Annotated in this window: 11 protein-coding genes, 2 pseudogenes and 1 CRISPR repeat array; of the genes and pseudogenes, 10 read left to right on the top strand and 3 right to left on the bottom strand. The window is 68.8% G+C overall.

All coding sequences use genetic code 11. The annotated features are described in order from the left end of the window. Window positions 1–202: 202 nt before the first annotated feature. The 8 genes and pseudogenes from ACFVHV_RS05120 to ACFVHV_RS05085 form a co-directional block, all read left to right on the top strand. Window positions 203–1,000: an IclR family transcriptional regulator gene (locus ACFVHV_RS05120; RefSeq protein WP_380348870.1), complete on the top strand. Its 798-nt coding sequence runs from the start codon at window positions 203–205 to the stop codon at window positions 998–1,000. Between the two features lie 719 nt (window positions 1,001–1,719). Then, on the top strand, window positions 1,720–2,034 hold the full coding sequence (locus tag ACFVHV_RS05115) for a transcriptional regulator (RefSeq protein ID WP_380348868.1): 315 nt from the start codon (window positions 1,720–1,722) through the stop codon (window positions 2,032–2,034). Further along, window positions 1,991–3,082, top strand: coding sequence for a hypothetical protein (locus tag ACFVHV_RS05110; protein ID WP_380348866.1), 1,092 nt, complete (start codon window positions 1,991–1,993; stop codon window positions 3,080–3,082). The genes ACFVHV_RS05115 and ACFVHV_RS05110 overlap by 44 nt, the downstream gene beginning before the upstream one ends. Beyond that, window positions 3,082–3,789: an ATP-binding protein gene (locus tag ACFVHV_RS05105; protein WP_380348864.1), complete on the top strand. Its 708-nt coding sequence runs from the start codon at window positions 3,082–3,084 to the stop codon at window positions 3,787–3,789. The genes ACFVHV_RS05110 and ACFVHV_RS05105 overlap by 1 nt, the downstream gene beginning before the upstream one ends. A 110-nt stretch (window positions 3,790–3,899) precedes the next feature. Continuing rightward, on the top strand, window positions 3,900–4,466 hold the full coding sequence (locus ACFVHV_RS05100) for a WhiB family transcriptional regulator (RefSeq protein ID WP_380348862.1): 567 nt from the start codon (window positions 3,900–3,902) through the stop codon (window positions 4,464–4,466). Next, entirely contained in the window at window positions 4,463–5,494 is a 1,032-nt protein-coding gene (locus tag ACFVHV_RS05095; RefSeq protein ID WP_380348860.1) for a DUF2637 domain-containing protein, read from the top strand. Before ACFVHV_RS05100 ends, ACFVHV_RS05095 begins: the two co-directional genes overlap by 4 nt. An 84-nt stretch (window positions 5,495–5,578) precedes the next feature. Beyond that, a complete protein-coding gene (locus ACFVHV_RS05090) occupies window positions 5,579–5,803 on the top strand; it encodes a hypothetical protein (RefSeq protein ID WP_380348858.1) in 225 nt (74 codons plus the stop codon). Between the two features lie 278 nt (window positions 5,804–6,081). Then, window positions 6,082–6,354 (top strand): annotated as a pseudogene (locus ACFVHV_RS05085) (DUF1524 domain-containing protein); the annotation flags it as partial. Between the two features lie 828 nt (window positions 6,355–7,182). On the opposite strand, the gene ACFVHV_RS05080 reads toward ACFVHV_RS05085, so the two are convergent. Further along, window positions 7,183–7,713: a hypothetical protein gene (locus ACFVHV_RS05080; RefSeq protein WP_380348856.1), complete on the bottom strand. Its 531-nt coding sequence runs from the start codon at window positions 7,711–7,713 to the stop codon at window positions 7,183–7,185. A gap of 189 nt (window positions 7,714–7,902) precedes the next feature. Then, window positions 7,903–13,131, bottom strand: a complete 5,229-nt coding sequence (locus ACFVHV_RS05075; protein WP_380348854.1) for a DUF6531 domain-containing protein — start codon at window positions 13,129–13,131, stop codon at window positions 7,903–7,905. Window positions 13,132–13,933: 802 nt separating this feature from the next. Here ACFVHV_RS05075 and ACFVHV_RS05070 point away from each other — a divergent pair. Continuing rightward, window positions 13,934–14,092 (top strand): annotated as a pseudogene (locus tag ACFVHV_RS05070) (IS110 family transposase); the annotation flags it as partial. 159 nt (window positions 14,093–14,251) lie between these two features. Beyond that, entirely contained in the window at window positions 14,252–14,707 is a 456-nt protein-coding gene (locus tag ACFVHV_RS05065; protein WP_380349004.1) for an Imm1 family immunity protein, read from the top strand. A 210-nt stretch (window positions 14,708–14,917) separates the two neighbouring features. Here the strand turns inward: ACFVHV_RS05065 and cas3 are convergent, their stop codons facing one another. Next, entirely contained in the window at window positions 14,918–17,179 is a 2,262-nt protein-coding gene (cas3, locus tag ACFVHV_RS05060; protein ID WP_380348852.1) for a CRISPR-associated helicase Cas3', read from the bottom strand. Between the two features lie 169 nt (window positions 17,180–17,348). Further along, a CRISPR array of direct repeats spans window positions 17,349–18,405; the repeat unit is 37 nt; unit sequence GTGGCGGTCGCCCCCCGGGGCGGCCGAGGATCGCAAC. Window positions 18,406–18,455: the final 50 nt, after the last annotated feature.

The following is an 18,455-nucleotide window of genomic DNA, read 5'->3' as shown; positions in this document are numbered from 1 at the left end:
CAACCCCGCCGCTCGCACGCCCGGCGCGCCCACAGCTCCAGCTGCGACCACTTGTACCGGACCCTTTACGAGGCCATGTGACCCAGGTGAGGCCATCGGCCCTACCTGTCGACGCCGGCCAGAGATCTGACGAGGCTGGCCGGTCCCGACACTGCACATCTGCGAGACTCCCGTGCCTTCTCCTGCAATACCAGCGCTCCCGATGCCCTGCCAGCAGGCATCCCCGGCGGCCGGTGCCCACGCCCGCGTCCTGACCGTTCTGCGGGCGGTCACCCAGCGCGGCGGCGTCCAGGGCGTACTCGACCTCACCAGGTCCACCGGCATCCCCGACTCCACAGTCCACCGCATCCTCCAGGCCGGCGTGGAGACCCGCACTGTCGACCAGGTCGGCCGTGGCCGCTACCGGCCGGGTCCCGCCATGATCGAGATGGCCCTGCAGGCCATGACCTCTGCCCCCGCGGAGGCCGACGTCCAGCAGATGCTCGACGACCTCCAGCGAAACACCGGCGGCGTCGCCCTGCTGTTCACGGTCACTGGCTTCGGCGGTCTGCGCCGCCTGTGCACCGACTACACGCTGGGCGACGGCGACCCCGAGACCCGCAAGGTCCTGACCTACCAACTCGGTTCCATCCCGCGCTCACTGCGGGTCGGAGCATCCGGACGCGTGATCCTGGCCCACCTGCCGACCCACATGCAGGAGACGGTGCTTGCCGAGGGGCCGCCGCGGGCTCCGGCCCCAGGTGTGATCCGCGAGGAGGCTGCCCTGCTCGCTTCCCTCGCCGATATCCGCCGCCGCGGCTACGCCATCGGCCGCCAGGAAGCCGTGGCCGGGTGGGACGGCATCGCGGCGCCCGTCTTGTGGGGGTCGACGGTGATGGGATCGCTCGCCCTAGCGATGCCGGCCAAGGAGATGCCGGGCGACCTGCGAGGAGTAATCCAGCGAACATGCGATGCTGCGCGCGCCATGAGCCTGATTGCTGGCGGGCAAATGGTCGTATAGGACGGGCGCTGCGCTTTTGCTATGCCCGAACTGGCGGCCGACGGGAAAGCCTGTCGGCCGCCAGTTCATTTTCTGGAGTGCGGTGGCCTATCGGAGGGTAGGCGGCATCATTTGATGCAGTCCTGGGGTGCCGGAATGATTGAGGCAGTGTGGCCAACGTGGTGCTTTGCATTCATCGATCAAGATCATTTCCCGCCAGGCGGGAAATGGCGGCTGATACTCGTGTAGACGGCTCGAAATTCTTGACCGGAATCAAGTGGCGATCATAAGGTCTCATTGATGTCGCGGGATGCGGCCCAGAATTCCGGGAGCGTGCAGCCTGTGGCCCGGGATTGCCGCAGGCGGCAGTGGCCGGTGCTTGGGCGGGCTGAGATCGTGCGGCCTGACCCGAAGTATGGCCGGACACTTCTGGCGCGGCGAGGGGCTCGGGGTGTGGGGCGGTGTGTGCACGGGTGTTCCCCGGTGGGGAGTTAAGGACTGGATGTGTGGCGCCGAAGGCCCTAAGGTTCTCGTCCCGCCGCGGAGGCGACAGGTGGGCAGAGAGGGGGAGTCGATGCAGTAGGACACGTCCGGAAAAGAGAACCGGCGCCCTGGAGCTACCAACTCCTGGACGCCGGGCCAGCGCCCCGAAGGTCGCTGATTCACTACCGCGCGAGCGGCGGGACTTCTTTTGCACGAGAGGCCGCCGCGCGCGTTTCCTACGAATCACGGAGTATCGCATGACTGCCCTGTCCAGGGGAACCCAGTACGTGGAGCCCAGCCCGAGCCAGCAGCGGCTCGGGGACAAGCTCGCGGGCATGATTCCCGGCGCGGTCGCCGTCCGCGTCAGCCTCACCCACCCCAGCCGTCAGTGGCCCCACCCCTACACCGTGGCGGTCGACGGGCGCGGCGAGCAGCTCATGCTGAGCGGCAGCACCACCAAGGTCGCCGCCCGCTGGGTGCTGCGATCCTGGCCGGAGGCGGACTGGACGCGCCCGCACACGCTGGACCTTGCCACCGGCCAGCTCGCCGTCGCCTCGGTTCGGAGCCGCTGACATGGCGCGAATACGAGCGATCAAGCCCGAGACCTGGGTGAGCGAGACGCTCGCCGAGGTGGCCATCCCCGCCGTGATCACCTTTCTCGGCATGGCGAACCACGCCGACGACCACGGTCGCCATCGCGACAATGCGGCGATCGTCTACGGCCTCATCTGGCCGATGCGCGACGAGATCGGTCGAGCGGACGTCGAGGACCACCTCCAGCAGCTCGCAGCCGTCGGTGCCGTCTGCCGGTACACCGGCTGCGACGGCCGCCGGTACTTCCATTACCCGACGTGGCGCAAGCACCAGAAGATCGACAAGCCGTCGCTCAGTCGCCTTCCCGCGTGCCCGCACTGCGAGCCGGAGCGGTGCGGCGTCTGCAAGGGCCCCTGCATCCAGCAGGCCGTCCTCGCAGCCACCCCGGTGCCCGGAGCCGAGACCACCACGAGTGCTCCCCGAGTGTTCGGCGAAATCTCGGCGAACACTCCGGCAGCCCTCCAGCAGCCGCACGAGCACTTCCCGGTGCCCGCCGCGCAGACGGCTCCGGGTACCGCAGAAGCAGTCGCCCCGGTGATCGAGGCTGAGTGCAAGCCGGTTCCGGCTCCCCGGAAAACCACAGGTCAGACGGCATTCGGTGAAGCCTCCCCGAAGGTTCGCCGAACCCTCCCGGAGTCCTCGGCGCCTGGATCTAGGATCTTGGATCTTGGATCTTTCCCTACGGGGCGCGAGGCGCCCGACGCGGACACCGCCTCGGCCGGTCAGCTGATCGGCGAGTACGTCACGGCCTGCGCCGAGCGTCCGCCGGGCAGCGTGCTCGGCCACCTCGGCAAGGTCGTCAAGACCCTGCTGGACGAGGGCATCGCCGCCGAGCACGTCCGGGCCGGGCTGCAGCGGTTCGCCGAGATCCAGGGCCACCCGTCCCGGCTGCCGAGCCTGGTCAACGACGCCATGAACGCACGAGGCACCGGTTTGGCCCGGCCGGGATTCCGGCCTGACGTGCCCGTTCACCAGGCGTGGACCAACCCGGTCGACGCCGTCGCCGCCTACGCCGAGGAGCTGTGATGCGCACCCACCGCGACCCGCAGACCCTCGCCGACGCGCCCTCGGTGCTCGACCGGATGGCCCGCATCCTCGCCTCCCGGGGCATCGACCAGCATGTGGTCGACGCCCTCCCGGACGAGGTGGAGCCGTACTCGGCGGCGGAGGTCCTGTCTGCAGGGCTTCCGCCGCGCTACCGCGACGCGGTTGCCACGAACCCGCAGGTCCTGGCCTGGGTGCGGCAGGTTGCCGCCGAGGCCACCGCCCCGAGCCTCGGTGCCCGCCGCCAGGTCGCCACTGGCCCCAGCCTGCTGATGGCCGGGGTCGTCGGCGCCGGGAAGACCCACGAGGCGTACGGCGCCGTCCGCTGCCTGGTCGAGGCCGGCATCGGAGTGCGGTGGCGCGCCACCACCGCCGCGGACCTCTATGCCGAACTCCGTCCCGGCTCGGACAGCGACGCCGAGCGGGTTCTCGCCGCCTACAGCCGGGTGCCGCTGCTGATCCTCGACGACCTCGGCGCCGCCAAGTCGAGCGAGTTCGTTGAAGAGCAGACCTACCGGCTGATCAACCGGCGCTACAACAGCCTGCTCCCGACCTTGATCACCAGCAACCTGCCGATCAAGGACCTGCGCACCTGCCTCGGTGACCGCGTCACCTCCCGGCTCGCCCAGATGACCACCCGGGTCGCATTCGAGCCGGTCGACCGCAGACGCCTCCAGCGCGCCGCCTGAGCCGCCGCCGCGCCCGGCCGCCCCACGGCGAGCCGCCCACCCTTCACCGACCCAGCGCACCTCTCCGCCGACGCCGCCCTGCGCGCGGAGAGCGATCGGAGCAACCCCGCATGACCACCACGACCCGCCCTGTCCGCCACCGCGCACTCGGCGACCAGACCTGGCAGGACCAGGCCGTCTGCACCCCGACCGAGTACACCCCCGTCGACCCCGAGGTGTTCTTCCCCGGTCCTGAGGACACGGCCGCGATCACCACCGCCAAGGCGCTGTGCGCCCAGTGCCCGGTCGCCCGCGCCTGCCTGGACGCCGCGCTGGAGACGGGCGACACCCACGGCATCCGGGGCGGCCTCACCGAGGAGGAGCGCGAACCCCTGCACACCAGGCTCAACGACCGCCTCGACTACAGCCGGGTCAACGCCGTGCTGGCCGGACGGGACATCCACATCACCCGCGCCGAGCGCCGCGCTGTCGTCCTCGCCGGATACCGCCAGGACGTGCCGGTCGAGCGCCTCGCCTGGCTCCTCAAGATCAGCCCGGAGCACGCCCTCAAGCTCTACCGCGAAACCCGCCGCGCGATCCGCCACCGCCGCATCGCCGAACAGGCCACCCGCACCGCCTCGGCCGACCAGGGCGCCGCCGACCAACTGCACCGCGACGACTTCGGGACGGCCGCATGAGCACCACCACCGCGACCACCCCGAACTCCGCGCACGTCACCGGCTGGGACCGGGCCGTCGTCATCGCCCTCGGCGGCGCGGGCTGCGCGCTCAGCTACGACGCGCTGCAGCAGATGGCCGTGGCCATCCACGTGAGGGGCATGCTCACTTTCGTGTTCCCGCTCGTGATCGACGGTTTCATTGCCTACGGGGTGCGCGCTCTGCTCGTGATGCGGGATGCCCCGTTGCGGGCCCGCATGTACGTCTGGCTGCTCTTTGGCACGGCCACCGGGGCGAGCCTGTGGGCCAACGCCTTGCACGCCGTGCGGCTCAACGAGCAGAGCGCCACCGCCGGCCTGCGGCTTGGCGACTCGGTGGTCGCGGTGCTCTCCACGATCGCCCCGCTCGCCCTGGCCGGCGCCGTCCACCTTTACATCCTCATCGCCCGCGGACCGGTCAGCCCCGTTGACTGGGACGGCCAGGTTGGCCGTGGGGCCGAGGCCGACCGAGGTCAGGTCACTCCTGACCTGACCGAGGTCACCCTTGGCCGAGGTCAGGTCAGCGTCGAGGCCGGACTGACCGAGCGGCTGGCGGCGCTGACCGGCGGTCAGGACAGCGGAGTTTGCTCCGGTGCGGAGCTGCCGGTCAGCCGTCCGGTCACCGCATCAGGCGATCAGCCGCTGCTGACCCCGGTCAGCGCGGTCAGTCTGACCAAGCTCTCTGACCTGGGCGGTCACCCGGTCAACGGCCGACAGGTCGCTGAGCGACCGGCGGACACCAGGCCGGTCACCACCGCGATGGTCAGCCCCGCCGAGGTCGCCGACCCACCGGTCACTGACCGGGACAGTGACCGCCGTCCTGACCTGGACACCGAGGACCTGCTGGCCATCGCCCGGCAGGCCGCGCCGGAGAACGGCAGGCTGACCCGCAAGGTGGTCGCCGAGGCGATCCGAGGTCAGAAGATCCCCCTGTCCAGCGCCACGCTGACCGAGCTGATGGCCCAGCTCCGGCCCCAGCCCGGTCAGCCGGTCACCGCCGACCGGAACTGACCGACACCCGAACGCCGAGGTGACCGACCAGGTCACCCCGGCCGGTAACCCGCCCGCACCACCGCCGAACGGGAGCACCCCACCATGCGCACCACCCCCGCCACTTGGGCCGAGGCGGACTCCTGGCTCGCCGTCCTCACTCAGCGCGGCCACCTCCACCGCGTCGAAACCAGCCCGGACGGCGCCCGCAGCATCCAGCGCGGCCGGCACGATCGCCCCTGGACCCTCCACGACCCCGTCCTCGCCCTCGACTTCGTCGAACTCCTCCTCCTCGAAATCCGCCAGCGCGACACCGAGGCCAGCCGATGACCGCACCCGGCCACGACAGCACCACACTGGCGCCGGATAACGACCCCAACACCGCCCCTGGCGGAGCGAGTTGCCTCCGGCCCTCTGGCCCGGAGGCAACTCCGTTCCTGAACCTTGTCATCCACACGAGCCGTGGCCGTGTCCTGCCTCGACGACCTGGGCAGCTTGGCCATACGCCCGGGGGTCTGCAGCACATAGCGCATGGCGGCGCCCCAGGCTCCTGCCAGGGGAATATGGCACGTTCGGAATGACGCTCCCCGCCAGTCGGGGCCTCGAACTGGAGTTCGAAGGAGCGTGAGCGGTACGGCAACGACCTCGGCGACCCCCGCGCGCTGCTCGCCGTCTCTGCCAAGACGAACCGCTCGAAAGCCGACAAGGACCCTGCGGACTGGATGCCCCCGGCAGCAGGCTTCGCTTGCACGTACGTCAGCGACTGGGTTGTCATGAAGACCCGCTGGGGTTTGAGCATCGATCAACGCGAGGCCGATGCGCTGCACCGGATCGCTGCCGGCTGCGAGGACACCGAGCTCCAGGTCGTACTCGCCCGATGAGCCGGTAGGCGCCCGAGGCGATAGCCGATCAGCCGCAGCTGACCTCGGATCTGAGCTACCAACCTGCTTCTCCATGGTGATCTGCTTCGCGGGTGCGGTCGGCAGACTCCTTGCCGAGTACCACTCGCCAGTGGGAGGTCGGGGCTCCGGTGGAGCAGCGGAACCCGGCGCTCACCCGACGTGACAGCCAGGCCACCGGACTGCCTATCGCCAACCCGACAAGCCGAAACGGCCCGCCGGATGAACCGACGGGCCGTCACGAACGATCAAGGTTAGTGCGCTTCATTTACCGGGATTCATACCCCCACCCCTTAGCGAGGGGGTTGATGAAATCCCTCCGGGCTTTGTCAATGGGTGCCGGCGAGTATTCCCAGTCGCTGGCCGCGACCCTGTAAGGCGGACTCCACTCCGCCGGAACCATCGCGTCGCGGTACACCTGGTACCGGAAGCACGAGCTGCACCACTCCCATAGGATTCCGTACGCAGTGAAAACGACTCCCATGGCTACCCGGCGGGTCTCCGTCTCCCGCCCGTACCAGCGGTGCAGGTCGTACGCGCCGCAGGAGGGACACGCCGCATCGAGATCAGACGCTGTCGGGTTGCTGTTGAACGCCGCTCTCCATGCTGCCGAGAGGCCATCGGGAAGTTCGCGCTAAGCAGAGGAGTCGGTCACTTATCGCTTCGCGGATGGGCCGACCCCCTGAGTCAGGACCCCATGCCTGAGATGCCGGAGCTGTCCCCGCGAGTGCGGGGCCGATTTCCAGACGGCCTAGCCGCCGTTGTGCCAGTGGGCACCGGAGGGAAGTGGAGTTCACGGCGATGGGATGATCAAATATTTGGCCCTGAAATTTTGTAGATTGAAAGTGGTGGGCAGGGGTCGACCCTGCGGGTTCGTTGCACCAATTCTTCTGGCGGGCCGCCTGCGCTTTGAATTGCAGAAACGTACGCTTTTGCTTCGGAAATACTGAAAGAAGGTTCAACCTTTCGCGCCAGTCGAATTGCTGCGAGCTGACCGTTCGCCCGGAGGGCGGCCCGAATTGAGTCAAGGATAGGGTCGGGAGGCTGTTCTCCTTTGAACTGCTGTCGGTACATTGTTTGCCAGTCCGCAGTTCGGAAGGTTTCTCCCGGAATTACATAGATGCTTCCATCCGTGCCGTCGACGAGGTACGGTCCACCGCCGACGAGAATGTTTTCAGGAGTCGGATTCAATTTGTATTGCTCGGACTGCCAGGCCACAACCCATCCGACAGCGGTCTGATTGACGCCAATGACGGCAAGCTTTGGCAGCCCTGCTTCGCTCTGCCGCCTGATCAGCAGGTCTTCAATCAGCTTGACGGCTTGCTCCTTGCTTACATTCACTGTCGGCTCCGAATTTTCGCGAAGGGTTGCGGGCGTGCCGGGTGCGGCCTTTCTGGTAATCGCGATTCTATCGCGCAAGGCAATCGCCGGGCTAGGTGTGTGGCAACTGAAAAGCCTTCGGAGTTTGGCGTGATGGCTCTGGATGGCCTCCCGGGTAAGGTTTGGGAGGCCATCCAGAAGGCGGTGGGGCTAGTTTGTCCGCATGATGTAGTAGTAGCGCCATCCCTCAGGGGCTGCGCGCCCGCTTTGTGCATCGAGGAAGACGATTACGCCGTTATCGTTGATTACATTGAAAAAATGCCCCAGGGTACCCCTTCTTTGCGCTGCCGAAGCTGGCTGGCCCATGACGATCGCGCGAGAGCCGTTTCCCCAGCTCAGCATGTCGCTCACGACTCCTGACAGGCCACCCTTTTGTACGAATGGCTGACTGGAGTTGGCGAGGGCCTGGAGCTCGTGAGGAAGAAGCGGATTGTCTGCAGCGGGTGCTGGGGGAGGGTTCTTTCCTGCCAGCAACTGGTCAGTGGCTAAAGAAACGAGTCCGCAGTTCATCGTGCCACAATCAGGGTTGATTCGTGCCCTGAGGCCTGGCGTCGAGGGAACCAGGTAGGTGTCGCCGTTCAATGTCGTACGCACATCGGCGGCCCACCAGCGGCGAAGGGGTGCCCCGCCGCCAGCAATGTCGGCTTTCTCGCCGAACGCCTTTTTCCCCCAGCTGCGTACACCGCCGAGACCGGCAAGAACGACCTGGGTGGCCAGCTCGTCGGCTTGTTTTTCAACCTTGTCGGCGACGTTGAGGCAGCCGAATTCGCGGAGTTTGGCCGCGGCGACGTACATGGCGTAGGCGGGGCGGACGGGGACGTACTTGTCGACGAAGGCGCCGGCGCCGCCGTTGCGGCCGGTGACGGCGTTGAAGACGTCGCCGACGAATTCGAAGGGCATTTTGAAGCCCTTGACGAGGCCGCTGCCTATGGCCTCGAGGTTGCCCATCTTCTCGGGGTCGTCGTCCTCGGGCGACAGGCCGGTGGGGTCGGTGTAGACGGTGGGTGCGCCAGCCGCGTAGGTGTAGGCGGATGCGTAGGGGGAGCCGGCCGGGGTGGCGAGGGGGTCCTGGGCGGTGAAGCGGCCGAGTGAGGGGTCGTACTCGCGGGCCCGGAGGTACTGCTTGCCGGCGAGGCCGGGGTCGTTGTACTGGCCGGTGAAGCCGAAGGGCGAGGTGGGGGCTTCGGTTGCGAGGGGGGTGGTGGCGGCACGCCCGTAGGGGTCGTAGGTGGTGCGGCTCTGCGGTGTGCCGTTGGTGCTGGTCAGGTCGGTGACGGAGCCGAGCCAGTCGTGGTGGTTGTAGAAGGTTCCGTTGCCTGCGTGTTGGCTCTGGGGCTGGCCGAGGGGGTTGTAGGTGTAGTCGCCGATCAGTTGGCCGGTGCCGTCGCTCTGGGTGGCGATCTGCGGCAGGGGGTTGTTGATGTCCCAGGTGATCGTGCGGGCGGGAGTGTTGGTGCCTGTGGAGGTGGCGCGGTTGCCGAGCGGGTCGTAGGTGAAGGACTGGGTGCTCTTGCCGGTGGCGGTAGTGAGGCGCCCGGCGGCGTCGTAGGTGTAGGTGAGGTTGCCGGTGTCGGGGACGGCCTTGGCGGTGTCGGACTTCCAGATTCGGCTGCCGGCACTGTTGTAGAGGGCGAGGTCGCCGTCGTCCTGGAGCGTGGCGTGGGCGCCGGGGTTGGCGGGGGTGTTGCTGGCCCACAGGACGTTGTGACCGGTGTCGTAGACGACGAGGTTCCCGTCGGCCTGCATGGTCGCCGAGGCACCGGGGTGTCCTGCCGTGCCGGAGGACCAGAGGGTCTGGTTGGTGGAGACGGAGGACAGGACGAGGTTGCCGTCGCTCTGCATGGCCAGGCGAACCGTGTTGGAGGTCAGGCTGGCACCGGAGTTGAGGCTTGTTCCGGTGGCGAGGTCCTTGTTGTTGGCGGGTGCGGTGACGGTGGTGTTGTTGCCGTTGGCGTCGTAGCCGTAGGTCGTGGTGGCCGTGGGAGCGGTGGTCTTGGTGAGCTGGTCCGCGGCGTCGTAGGTGTAGGTGGTGGTTCCGGCGGGGTCGCTCTGGGTGAGGCGGTTTCCGACCTGGTCGTAGGAGTAGGTCAGGGTTCCGCCGGCGCAGCCGGTCGTGGTGGTCGACAGCGGGCAGCCGGACAGGAGGCGGCCGGCGTTGTCGTAGGTGTAGTTCTGGGTGCCGGGGGGCAGGCCGGCGCGTGTGGTGTCGACCTTGGCGGGTCGGCCGTTGGCGTCGCGGGTGATCTGCCAGGAGGCGAGTGTGGTGGCGCCCTTGGCGCTGGTGATGCCGCTGAGGCGGCCTGCGGGGTCGTAGGAGCGGGCTTCGGTGTGGCCGTTGCTCGCGGGCAGGGCGGTGGTGGCCAGGTGCCCTGCGGGGTCGTAGGTGTAGGTGGTGGTGGCGCCGTCGACGGTTTGTTGGGTCCTGCGGCCGTCGGCGTCGTAGGTGTAGGTGGTCTTGCGGCCGTCGGGATACTGGCGGCTGGTGATGTTGCCGACGGTGTCGTAGGCGTAGGCGAAGCCGGTGGTCTCGTTGGGCTTGGTCACCGATGCCAGGCGGCCGGCGGGGTCGTATCCAAGGTCCCGGGTGTCGGTGCCGTTGGCGACGTGGACCAGTCGGTTGTCGCCGTCGTAGGCGGTCTCGAGCTTCGGGGTGCCGTCGGAGAAGACCGTCTCCATGGGGAAACCGCGCGGGTCGTACTTGGTCTCGCTGGTGACGCCGCGGGCGTCGGTGGTCTTGGAGCGGTTGCCTTCCTCGTCGTACCAGGTGCGGGTCGTGCGACCGAGGGGGTCGGTGACGGCGGTGATCCTGTGGAGCTGGTCGTAGGCGTAGCCGGTGACGTGCCCGTTGGCGTCCGTTCGTTTGGTGCGCTCGCCGGCCGCGTTCCACGTGTTGGTGGTGACGGCTCCGTTGGGGTCGGTGACGGTGGTGACGCGGCCCGCGGCATCGTAGCCGGTGGTGGTCTTGCGGCCGAGGGGGTCGGTGACCGTGGTCGGGCGGTTGAGCGGATCGAAGCCGGTGGTGATGGTGTTGCCGAGCGGGTCCTTGAGAGACGTCGGGTTCCCGGCCGGGTCGTAGGCGTATGCGGTGGTGTAGGTGGCCGCGGTGGCGCCGGTGGCGTTCCCGCGGGGGTCGACGGTGCCGGTCGGCCGCTGGTCGAGGTCGTAGGTCCAGGTGGTCCTGTTGCCCTCGGGGGTGGTGAGGCTGGTCCGGTTTCCGTCGGCGTCGTAGCCGTAGCTCGTGGTCTTGCCACGCGCGTCGGTTCGGCTTGTCGGGCGGCCGAGCGCATCGTAGGCGAGCGTGGTGATCGCGCTGGTCGGGTCGGTGGTGGTGACGGCCTGGCCGGCGGCGTCGTAGGTCGTCGAGGTGGTGCGGCCGTTCTGCGTGGTGACGCTGAGCAGCCGGTTGACGGCGTCGTACGTCATCGACAGGCCGCCGCCGGCCTGCTGGCCGGTCGAGGTGAGGTTGCCGTTGGCGTCGTAGCCGTAGGTCCAGGTGTAGAAGCGCTCGAACGGATGCTCAGGGCTGGTGTTGCCCCGGGCGGTGACTGTCTTGATGTGCCGGTTGTTCTTGTCGTAGCCGTAAGTGGTCTGGTTCCCCAGCGCGTCCGTGACGGCGGTCGGGTTACCGGCGGGGTCGTAGACGCTGGAGGTGGTGCTGCCCGCGGAGTCCTTGACCGTGGTGCGGTTGCCCGCGTTGTCGTAGCCGTAGGCGGTGGTGGCGCCGAGCGGGTTCTTGACGCTGGTCAGGTTGCCCGCATTGTCGTAGCCGTAGGCGGTGGTGTTGCCGAGCGGGTCGGTCGCGGAGGTGAGCAGGCCGCCCGCGTCGTACGTGTAGGCCGTCGTGTAGGCGGCGGCGTTGGCACCTGCCGCGTTCCCGCGCGGGTCGGTCTTGCTCGTGAGCCGGGTGGCCGTGTCGTAGGTGAACGTCGTCTTCTCGCCGAGCGGGGTGGTGACCGATGTCCGGTTGCCCGCTGCGTCGTACCCGTACGTGGTGGTGGCCCCGCGAGGCGTGGTCACGGTGGCGAGGGCACCGAGGGCAGTGTAGGTGTAGCCGGTCTTCCCGCCGGCGGGGTCGGTGGTGCCGGTCAGCTGGTTCAGCGTGTTGTAGGCGTAGGTGATGGTGCGGCCGAGGGCGTCCTTCTGCGAGGTGACGTTGTTGTTGCCGTCGTAGGTCCATGTCTGGGTGGCGGACACCGGCGCCGGGGCTGTGCTGGTCAGCATGTTGCCGTTGGCGTCGAACGTGAACGTCGAGGTGTTGCCGTTCGGATCGGTGAACGCCGTGCGGTTGAACGCGCTGTCGTAGGTGTAGCGGGTGGTCTTGCCGTAGGGGTCGGACTGCCAGCTGATGACGCCGCCGGAGTAGGCGTGGGTCCAGATGCCGCCGTCCGGGTGGGTCACATACGTCGTGGAGTTGGCGGTGTCGTAGCTGAACGTCGTTGTGCCGCCGAGGGCGTCGACCTGGCCGGCGACCCGGCCGGAGCCGTCGTAGGTGTTGGCGGTCACGACGTGGCCGAGCGGGTCGGTGACGGTGCTGAGCCGTCCGTTCGCGTCGTAGCCGTAGGAGGTGCTCTGGCCGCGCAGGTCACGGACACCGGTGACCAGGTTGCCGGTGTACTGGTAGGCGACCGTGCGCTGACCGGGAACGGTCATGCTGGTGAGCAGCCCGCCGGTGTAGGCGAGGCCGACAGTGCGGCCGGCGCCGTCGGTGATGCCGGTCAGCTGGCTGCCCGTGTACGACATCGTCAGCCCGATACCGGCAGCATCGACCATCGCGGTGAGCCGGCCATTCGAGTCGAACATCAGCTGACGCCGATCGGGCGTGGTCAGCCGATATCCGGCGCCCTGCTTCTGCAGAACCGAGCGGACATAAGGGCGTGTGGCCTTCAGCGAACCGTCGGTCTGGACCGCGTAGTCGACCTGAGAGCCGTCCTCGGCCCGGAAGGTGACCACCGACTGGCCCAGGACCAGGGAGGCCGAGTACGGGAACACCCAGCCCTTGCCGAGCACACCCGAGGCCGTCGAGGAGGAGGAAGAGTAGCTTCGGGTCAGCCGGAACGGCTGGCCGGGGCCGGGCAGTTCGGCGTCCGTGACCGCCTCGCCGAAAGCACCTGTTGAGGTGTTGACCGGGTCGGCACAGTACTTGACCAGGCTCAGCACGATCCCGGTGCTGGACGGCGAGTCCGGGCACGCCAGCGACACGTTGTCCGGCACACCGACGATCGGCACCGGCGGGGCCGCGACCGACGTCAGCTCGTCCGAGCTCCCGTCCGCGTACCCATACCGGACCTTCACGTAGTAGTTCACACCGCGCTGGATCGGAGCGTCGAGGGAGCACCACCCGGTGGCCTCGTACACCATCCACTGACTGGCACCCGGCATCAGAGCGTTGTCAGAAGCCCGGTGAAACGTGACCACGACATCCCCGCGGCTGTTCGCCCGCAGCTCAGCCGGGAGATCCGTGTTGAAGTCCCAGGTCGCACACCACGAAAGTCCGGTGTTCCCGCTCTGGTAATTATCGACGAACGTCCGGAGATTGGCGATATACGGGTGACCCGCAGGCCAGCCCGCCGCAGCACCCTCCCCGTCACGGGCAGAGCGCGCGGACGCCGACTGTACCTTGTCCGCAGACCAGGCCCGCGACTCCTCCTCCGTCAGGCTGCGGTAGCCCTCAGTCCCCGGACCCGCGATGCGCTCCGCGACCGGCTTCGGCAGCGGGCCAGCGGGCCCTTCCGTCTTGAGCTCGTGGGCCTGGCGCTGCTTCTGCCCCATCGACCAGGGGACCGGCGGCGCAGCGGCCTGAGGGGCCGCACCGCCATGGCTGCTCGCGCCACCGTCTGGATTCTTCCCCGGCTCAGCCCACGACGGCGGTGTCAGAACCAGTGAAACAAGGGCCAATAACAGAAACCCGAGTAATGACCTACGGAGGTTGTGCCTCATATTTGAAGCGATCCCTTCGCGCGCAGATTGTGACGCTGCAGACCAGCGCCGGGATGATCATGCGAGAGCGCGACTTGGATCGCGGAGCGATAGTCGGGGATCGACTGAAACTGGGCGGCGGATGGCTTAGAGCCAAGGGCATGTATACGGACAGATCCGATATAGCTGTCGTTCTGAATCAGTCGTTGCCGCGCCGCCGCCGACGAACAGCTCCACGGCGCCGATGTGGCGCAGGTGGGCCTCCATGCGGGCGGTGCTGCGGGGGCGAGGGCGGCGCCTCGGCCTGGACGTCGGCAAGCGCGACCACTACGGCCGCGGCCTGACCGTCGGCGGCAAGACCGTGTTCGACAAGCGGCTGCCCAACAGCGAACCGAAACTGCGGGCCGTCTTCGACAAGCTCACTGCCGTCAACAACCACGGCGGCCCCCGGCGACTATGCGGTCCTCGGTTACGATGCGATTCTCGACTGCCTGCTCGGCGACAAGGACCTGGTGGTGCACTGGCCGGATCCGGTTTGTCGCGACGGCCGGCCGAGCAAGGCGTTCGGAAGGAACAAAGCAAAATGGACGAACGAATGCTGACGAAGGGCGTTGAAGCCAGGTACCGGAAGGGCCACGGGAAGGCGCCGGTCGTCATCACCACCCTGGAGGGCGTCGATGCGTTCGTCGACGACCTCCTGGACGGGGAGGATGACTGCTGCACCCTGGCGGAGGTGTACTCACAGGACCGGGAACTGCATTCGTCGGGGTTCCCGGATCACCAGCTCGTGGTCGGTGCGGACAGGAGTCTTGACCTGGGGCTCGTGTCGTACATGGACCAGAAGAGGAACTTCACCTCGGTCGGAGCGCCGGAGACCCGGACCAGGCCCACGTACCACTTCGTGTGGAACATGACCCAGTTCGCCGACCACTCGGAGATCCCGATACCGCTCGTCCGCCAGGCGGTGAAGGAGTTCCTGACCTCGGGCGGACAGCGTCCCACCTGCATCGAGTGGCAGCCTGAGACCTTCGGCGCATAGTGCCCAACTGTGGTGGCATGTCGGCTCCCTCCGGATTCGGAGGAAGCCGACATGTCTTCCGGGGCAGGCCGAGTTCGGTGGTGCGTTTTGCGGAGCGGGTCGAGGACCCGCAGGGGGCGGGGGTGATCCGTCCGCGTAGGCGATGGTGAGACCTCAGCCGGCCGTCGGGGCGGGCGGCCATGGGGACGGCCCTGTGGCGGTGGTCGGCGGCTACACGACGAACGCTGTGCGGTCCTCCTTCTCGGCCGGGTCGAGTCCCCGGTCGGGGTGGTAGGCGCCGTTCCACAGCAGGAGGTCGCCGATCACGGGTTCGGCGAGCCCGTCGGCGAGCGCGGCCTGGGCTTCGTGGCGGGGGAGCGAGGCGGTGTGGGGTTGCAGGCGGCGCAGGGGTTCGGGGCCGCTCGGGAAGGGGGAGCGCAGCGCGGCGATGTCGGCCTCGATGGCGTCCCGGTCGGCTTCGTCGCGGACGACGACGACAGGCCGGCTGTACTCGTCGTTGATCATCCGGAACGCTAGGTCGACGGCGGGGAACTCCAAGCGGGTGCGCAGGTCGTCGATGTCGCCGCCCATGGCGGCTGGGGTGCTGCCGTGGAGGGTGTAGCGCAGCTGGTAGTAGCGGTTGAGGGCGTCGAGGTCGTCGGGTTGGGCGAGGCCGGGGCCGATGTGGGCCGCGGTGGCTTTGAGGGCGGCCTCGTAGAGGTTGTCGCGGGGCTGGCCGGCGTCGTGGATGTGGAACACGACGACGGTGCCCTGCACAAGCCGGCCGTCGCGGTTGCAGCGGCCGGCGGCCTGCTGGAGGGATTCCGCGGGGGCCCAGGCCCGGAGGACCCGGGGGAAGTCGAGGTCGACGCCGGCCTCGATGAGCTGGGTCGAGACCACGTGGACATCCTGGTCGGCGTCGAGCATGTCCCGGATCAGGGCGATGGTCGTGCGACGGTGTTCGGCCGTCATCCGCGTCGAGAGGTGGAGCACCGGGCCGGGCGCCTGGTGTTCCAGAAGGCGGTGCAGGCGTGCGGCGTCCGTGGTGGTGTTCACCACGGTCAGCGTTTGGCGGCCGCTGCGGTGGGCGATCTCCTCGGCCATCGATTCCCAGGTGACGTGGGGGCCTTGGCGCCAGTCGTAGGTCACGCGGCGCAGTGAGGTGAACAGGCCGGAGGGGTCGTCGATGAGTCGGCGGCGGGGAAGGCCGTGGAGCTGGGCGAGGGACCAGAAGTCGGGCTGGGTCGCGGAGACGAGGACGACGGTGGCGCCGAAGCGTTCGACGAGCCCGCGCAGGGCACTGAGGATCGGAACCAGCAGATGGTCCGGCAGGGCCTGGACCTCGTCCAGGACGATCACGGATTTCGCCAGGCGGTGGAGCTTGCGCATGGCGGCGGGCTTGTGGGAGTAGAGCGATTCGAAGAGCTGGACCGTGGTGGTCACGACGAACGGGGCGTCCCAGTTCTCGGCGGCCGTGCGCGCCCGGCGGGAGTCCGGGGCGTCCAGGTCCACGGAGCTGTGATGCTCCAGCACGGTCAAGGGGAGAGCGTCATCGTCGGGGTCGAGGAGGTCCCGGTAGATCTGGGCGTTCTGCTGGGTGATGCTCACGTAGGGCACGGCGACCACGACCCGCCGAAGGCCATGCGCGGCCGCGTGATGCAGCGCGAACCCGGCCGAGGCGAAGGTCTTCCCGCCGCCGGTCGGCACGTGCAGCACGTACATACCGGGCCCGCCGGTGGCGCGAGCCACTGCTTGCTCATAGACGCGGCGGCGAACATCGTCGACCGGCGACGGCCGACGCGCCGCGAGCGCGCGCCGGCGGCGCTCCTCGAACACCCCGGCCAGAGCGGCCATATCGACGTCCTCACGGAGCACGACAGGCAGATCGGCGAAGTGCGCGCCGGTGTCGAGAAAGTCGGCGTCCACCACGCAGCTGAACAGCATCCGCAGCAGCAGATCCCGCGCAAGCAGGGCGCCCGGGGAAGAAGGGCCCATGAGCCACCGCGGCAGCGGCACCCGACCGGTAGGAGCGATCTCCGGAACAACCAGGGCGACACGGGCGATCGCCTCCTCGACCAGCGGCTGCTCCTTGTGAGTTCGTGCCTTCACGGAGTCGATGAGCGTCTGCAGGTCCTGGTATCCGGGAAGACCGCCGTGGTGGCCCTGCACGACGGCGGCGAACGGACGCCCGGCATGCGACGCCGCCAGCCACGCCCCGGCCTCCTTGTGAGGAATACCGACTCGCCGGCTGTCGGCTTCGGCAACCTGCAGACCGTGCTGCCAGGAGCAGGAGCCCTTGCCGACGTCATGTACCAGGGCCAGGTACTCGGCCAGCTCGCCCGCGTCGAAGGCGGCGCCGAACTGCCGTGCCAGGGCTGCGGATCCGCGCAGGTGATCCTCCAGAGTGTGGCGCCGGCCTGATAGGTTCCGGCTGTGTGCCCACAGTGGCGTCACATCGCTGCTTGAGTCCTCCATACCGATCAGATTTCCCATGACCGGACCCTACTGTCGTCGGCAGGCTGGCAGAGGGTGGTTCGGAACCCGGAGCATGCAGGCGACACGCGCTTCACGCCGAAGCAGTATGTCCTGTTTGGATATGTCTGGGCCTCTGGGATGCTTCGTCATCCTGTATCGGATCGCTAGTTGTCGCTGGTCAGCCGGCGTGGCGGTCGCCCCCCGGGGCGGCCGAGGATCGCAACTTCCGCTCGATCCCCAGGAACGCCCCGGCCCCGGAGTGGCGGTCGCCCCCCGGGGCGGCCGAGGATCGCAACCCCGGCGTAGCGGACGCGCTGGAGGCGGTCAGGGGTGGCGGTCGCCCCCCGGGGCGGCCGAGGATCGCAACCCGCCGCCCATGAAGCCGCCGAGCTTGGAGGCCCCAGGTGGCGGTCGCCCCCCGGGGCGGCCGAGGATCGCAACGGCTCCGGCGGCGGATCGCCGCAGCCGACGAACCCGGGTGGCGGTCGCCCCCCGGGGCGGCCGAGGATCGCAACATGTTGGCCCAGGCGGCCTGCATCAGGCAGTCGTAGTGGCGGTCGCCCCCCGGGGCGGCCGAGGATCGCAACCCCTCGCGGAGCTCGGCCTCGGTGCGGCGGGCGACGGTGGCGGTCGCCCCCCGGGGCGGCCGAGGATCGCAACAGTTGAACGTTCTTTTGCCTGCAGCCCGAGGGGTTGTGGCGGTCGCCCCCCGGGGCGGCCGAGGATCGCAACCCGGACGGCCGGCCGATGATCTGGACGAAGTGGGACGTGGCGGTCGCCCCCCGGGGCGGCCGAGGATCGCAACCGCTTCTTCGGGCGACGGCATGCGGGCGGAGACGCTGTGGCGGTCGCCCCCCGGGGCGGCCGAGGATCGCAACTCGTTCGCAGCCGTGCCCCGTCCCCGGGGCCTCCCGGGTGGCGGTCGCCCCCCGGGGCGGCCGAGGATCGCAACTCTCGCGCCCCGGGCGGCATCATCGCGGACACCTACGTGGCGGTCGCCCCCCGGGGCGGCCGAGGATCGCAACTCCGTCGGGCCCGCCGTCACCGACGCACGCAGGAACGTGGCGGTCGCCCCCCGGGGCGGCCGAGGATCGCAACTGCGTGTCGGCTGGACAACTCGGCCTCCGCTCGGAGGTGGCGGTCGCCCCCGGGGCGGCCGAGGATCGCAACCCGCCGACCGGCTTTCCAGCTCCAGGACCACCGGCGGGTGGCGGTCGCCCCCCGGGGCGGCCGAGGATCGCAACCCGTAATACATGACGACGTGATAAGCGTCGGCCCCGCGTGGCGGTCGCCC

It is taken from the genome of Kitasatospora sp. NPDC127116 (assembly GCF_042677365.1).
Taxonomy (GTDB): Bacteria; Actinomycetota; Actinomycetes; order Streptomycetales; family Streptomycetaceae; genus Kitasatospora; species Kitasatospora lactacystinica.
Note: the sequence above shows the minus strand (reverse complement) of the source record. Positions and strands in the feature narration are given on the sequence as shown.

Excerpts from the sequence above, each read along its gene's own strand:
- ACFVHV_RS05075 (WP_380348854.1), bottom strand. The coding sequence starts at position 13,131 with ATGCCGGGTGCCAGTCAGTGGATGGTGTACGAGGCCACCGGGTGGTGC.
- ACFVHV_RS05115 (WP_380348868.1), top strand. The coding sequence starts at position 1,720 with ATGACTGCCCTGTCCAGGGGAACCCAGTACGTGGAGCCCAGCCCGAGC.
- ACFVHV_RS05095 (WP_380348860.1), top strand. The coding sequence starts at position 4,463 with ATGAGCACCACCACCGCGACCACCCCGAACTCCGCGCACGTCACCGGC.
- ACFVHV_RS05100 (WP_380348862.1), top strand. The coding sequence starts at position 3,900 with ATGACCACCACGACCCGCCCTGTCCGCCACCGCGCACTCGGCGACCAG.
- ACFVHV_RS05120 (WP_380348870.1), top strand. The coding sequence starts at position 203 with ATGCCCTGCCAGCAGGCATCCCCGGCGGCCGGTGCCCACGCCCGCGTC.
- ACFVHV_RS05065 (WP_380349004.1), top strand. The coding sequence starts at position 14,252 with ATGGACGAACGAATGCTGACGAAGGGCGTTGAAGCCAGGTACCGGAAG.
- ACFVHV_RS05090 (WP_380348858.1), top strand. The coding sequence starts at position 5,579 with ATGCGCACCACCCCCGCCACTTGGGCCGAGGCGGACTCCTGGCTCGCC.
- cas3 (WP_380348852.1), bottom strand. The coding sequence starts at position 17,179 with ATGGGAAATCTGATCGGTATGGAGGACTCAAGCAGCGATGTGACGCCA.
- ACFVHV_RS05105 (WP_380348864.1), top strand. The coding sequence starts at position 3,082 with ATGCGCACCCACCGCGACCCGCAGACCCTCGCCGACGCGCCCTCGGTG.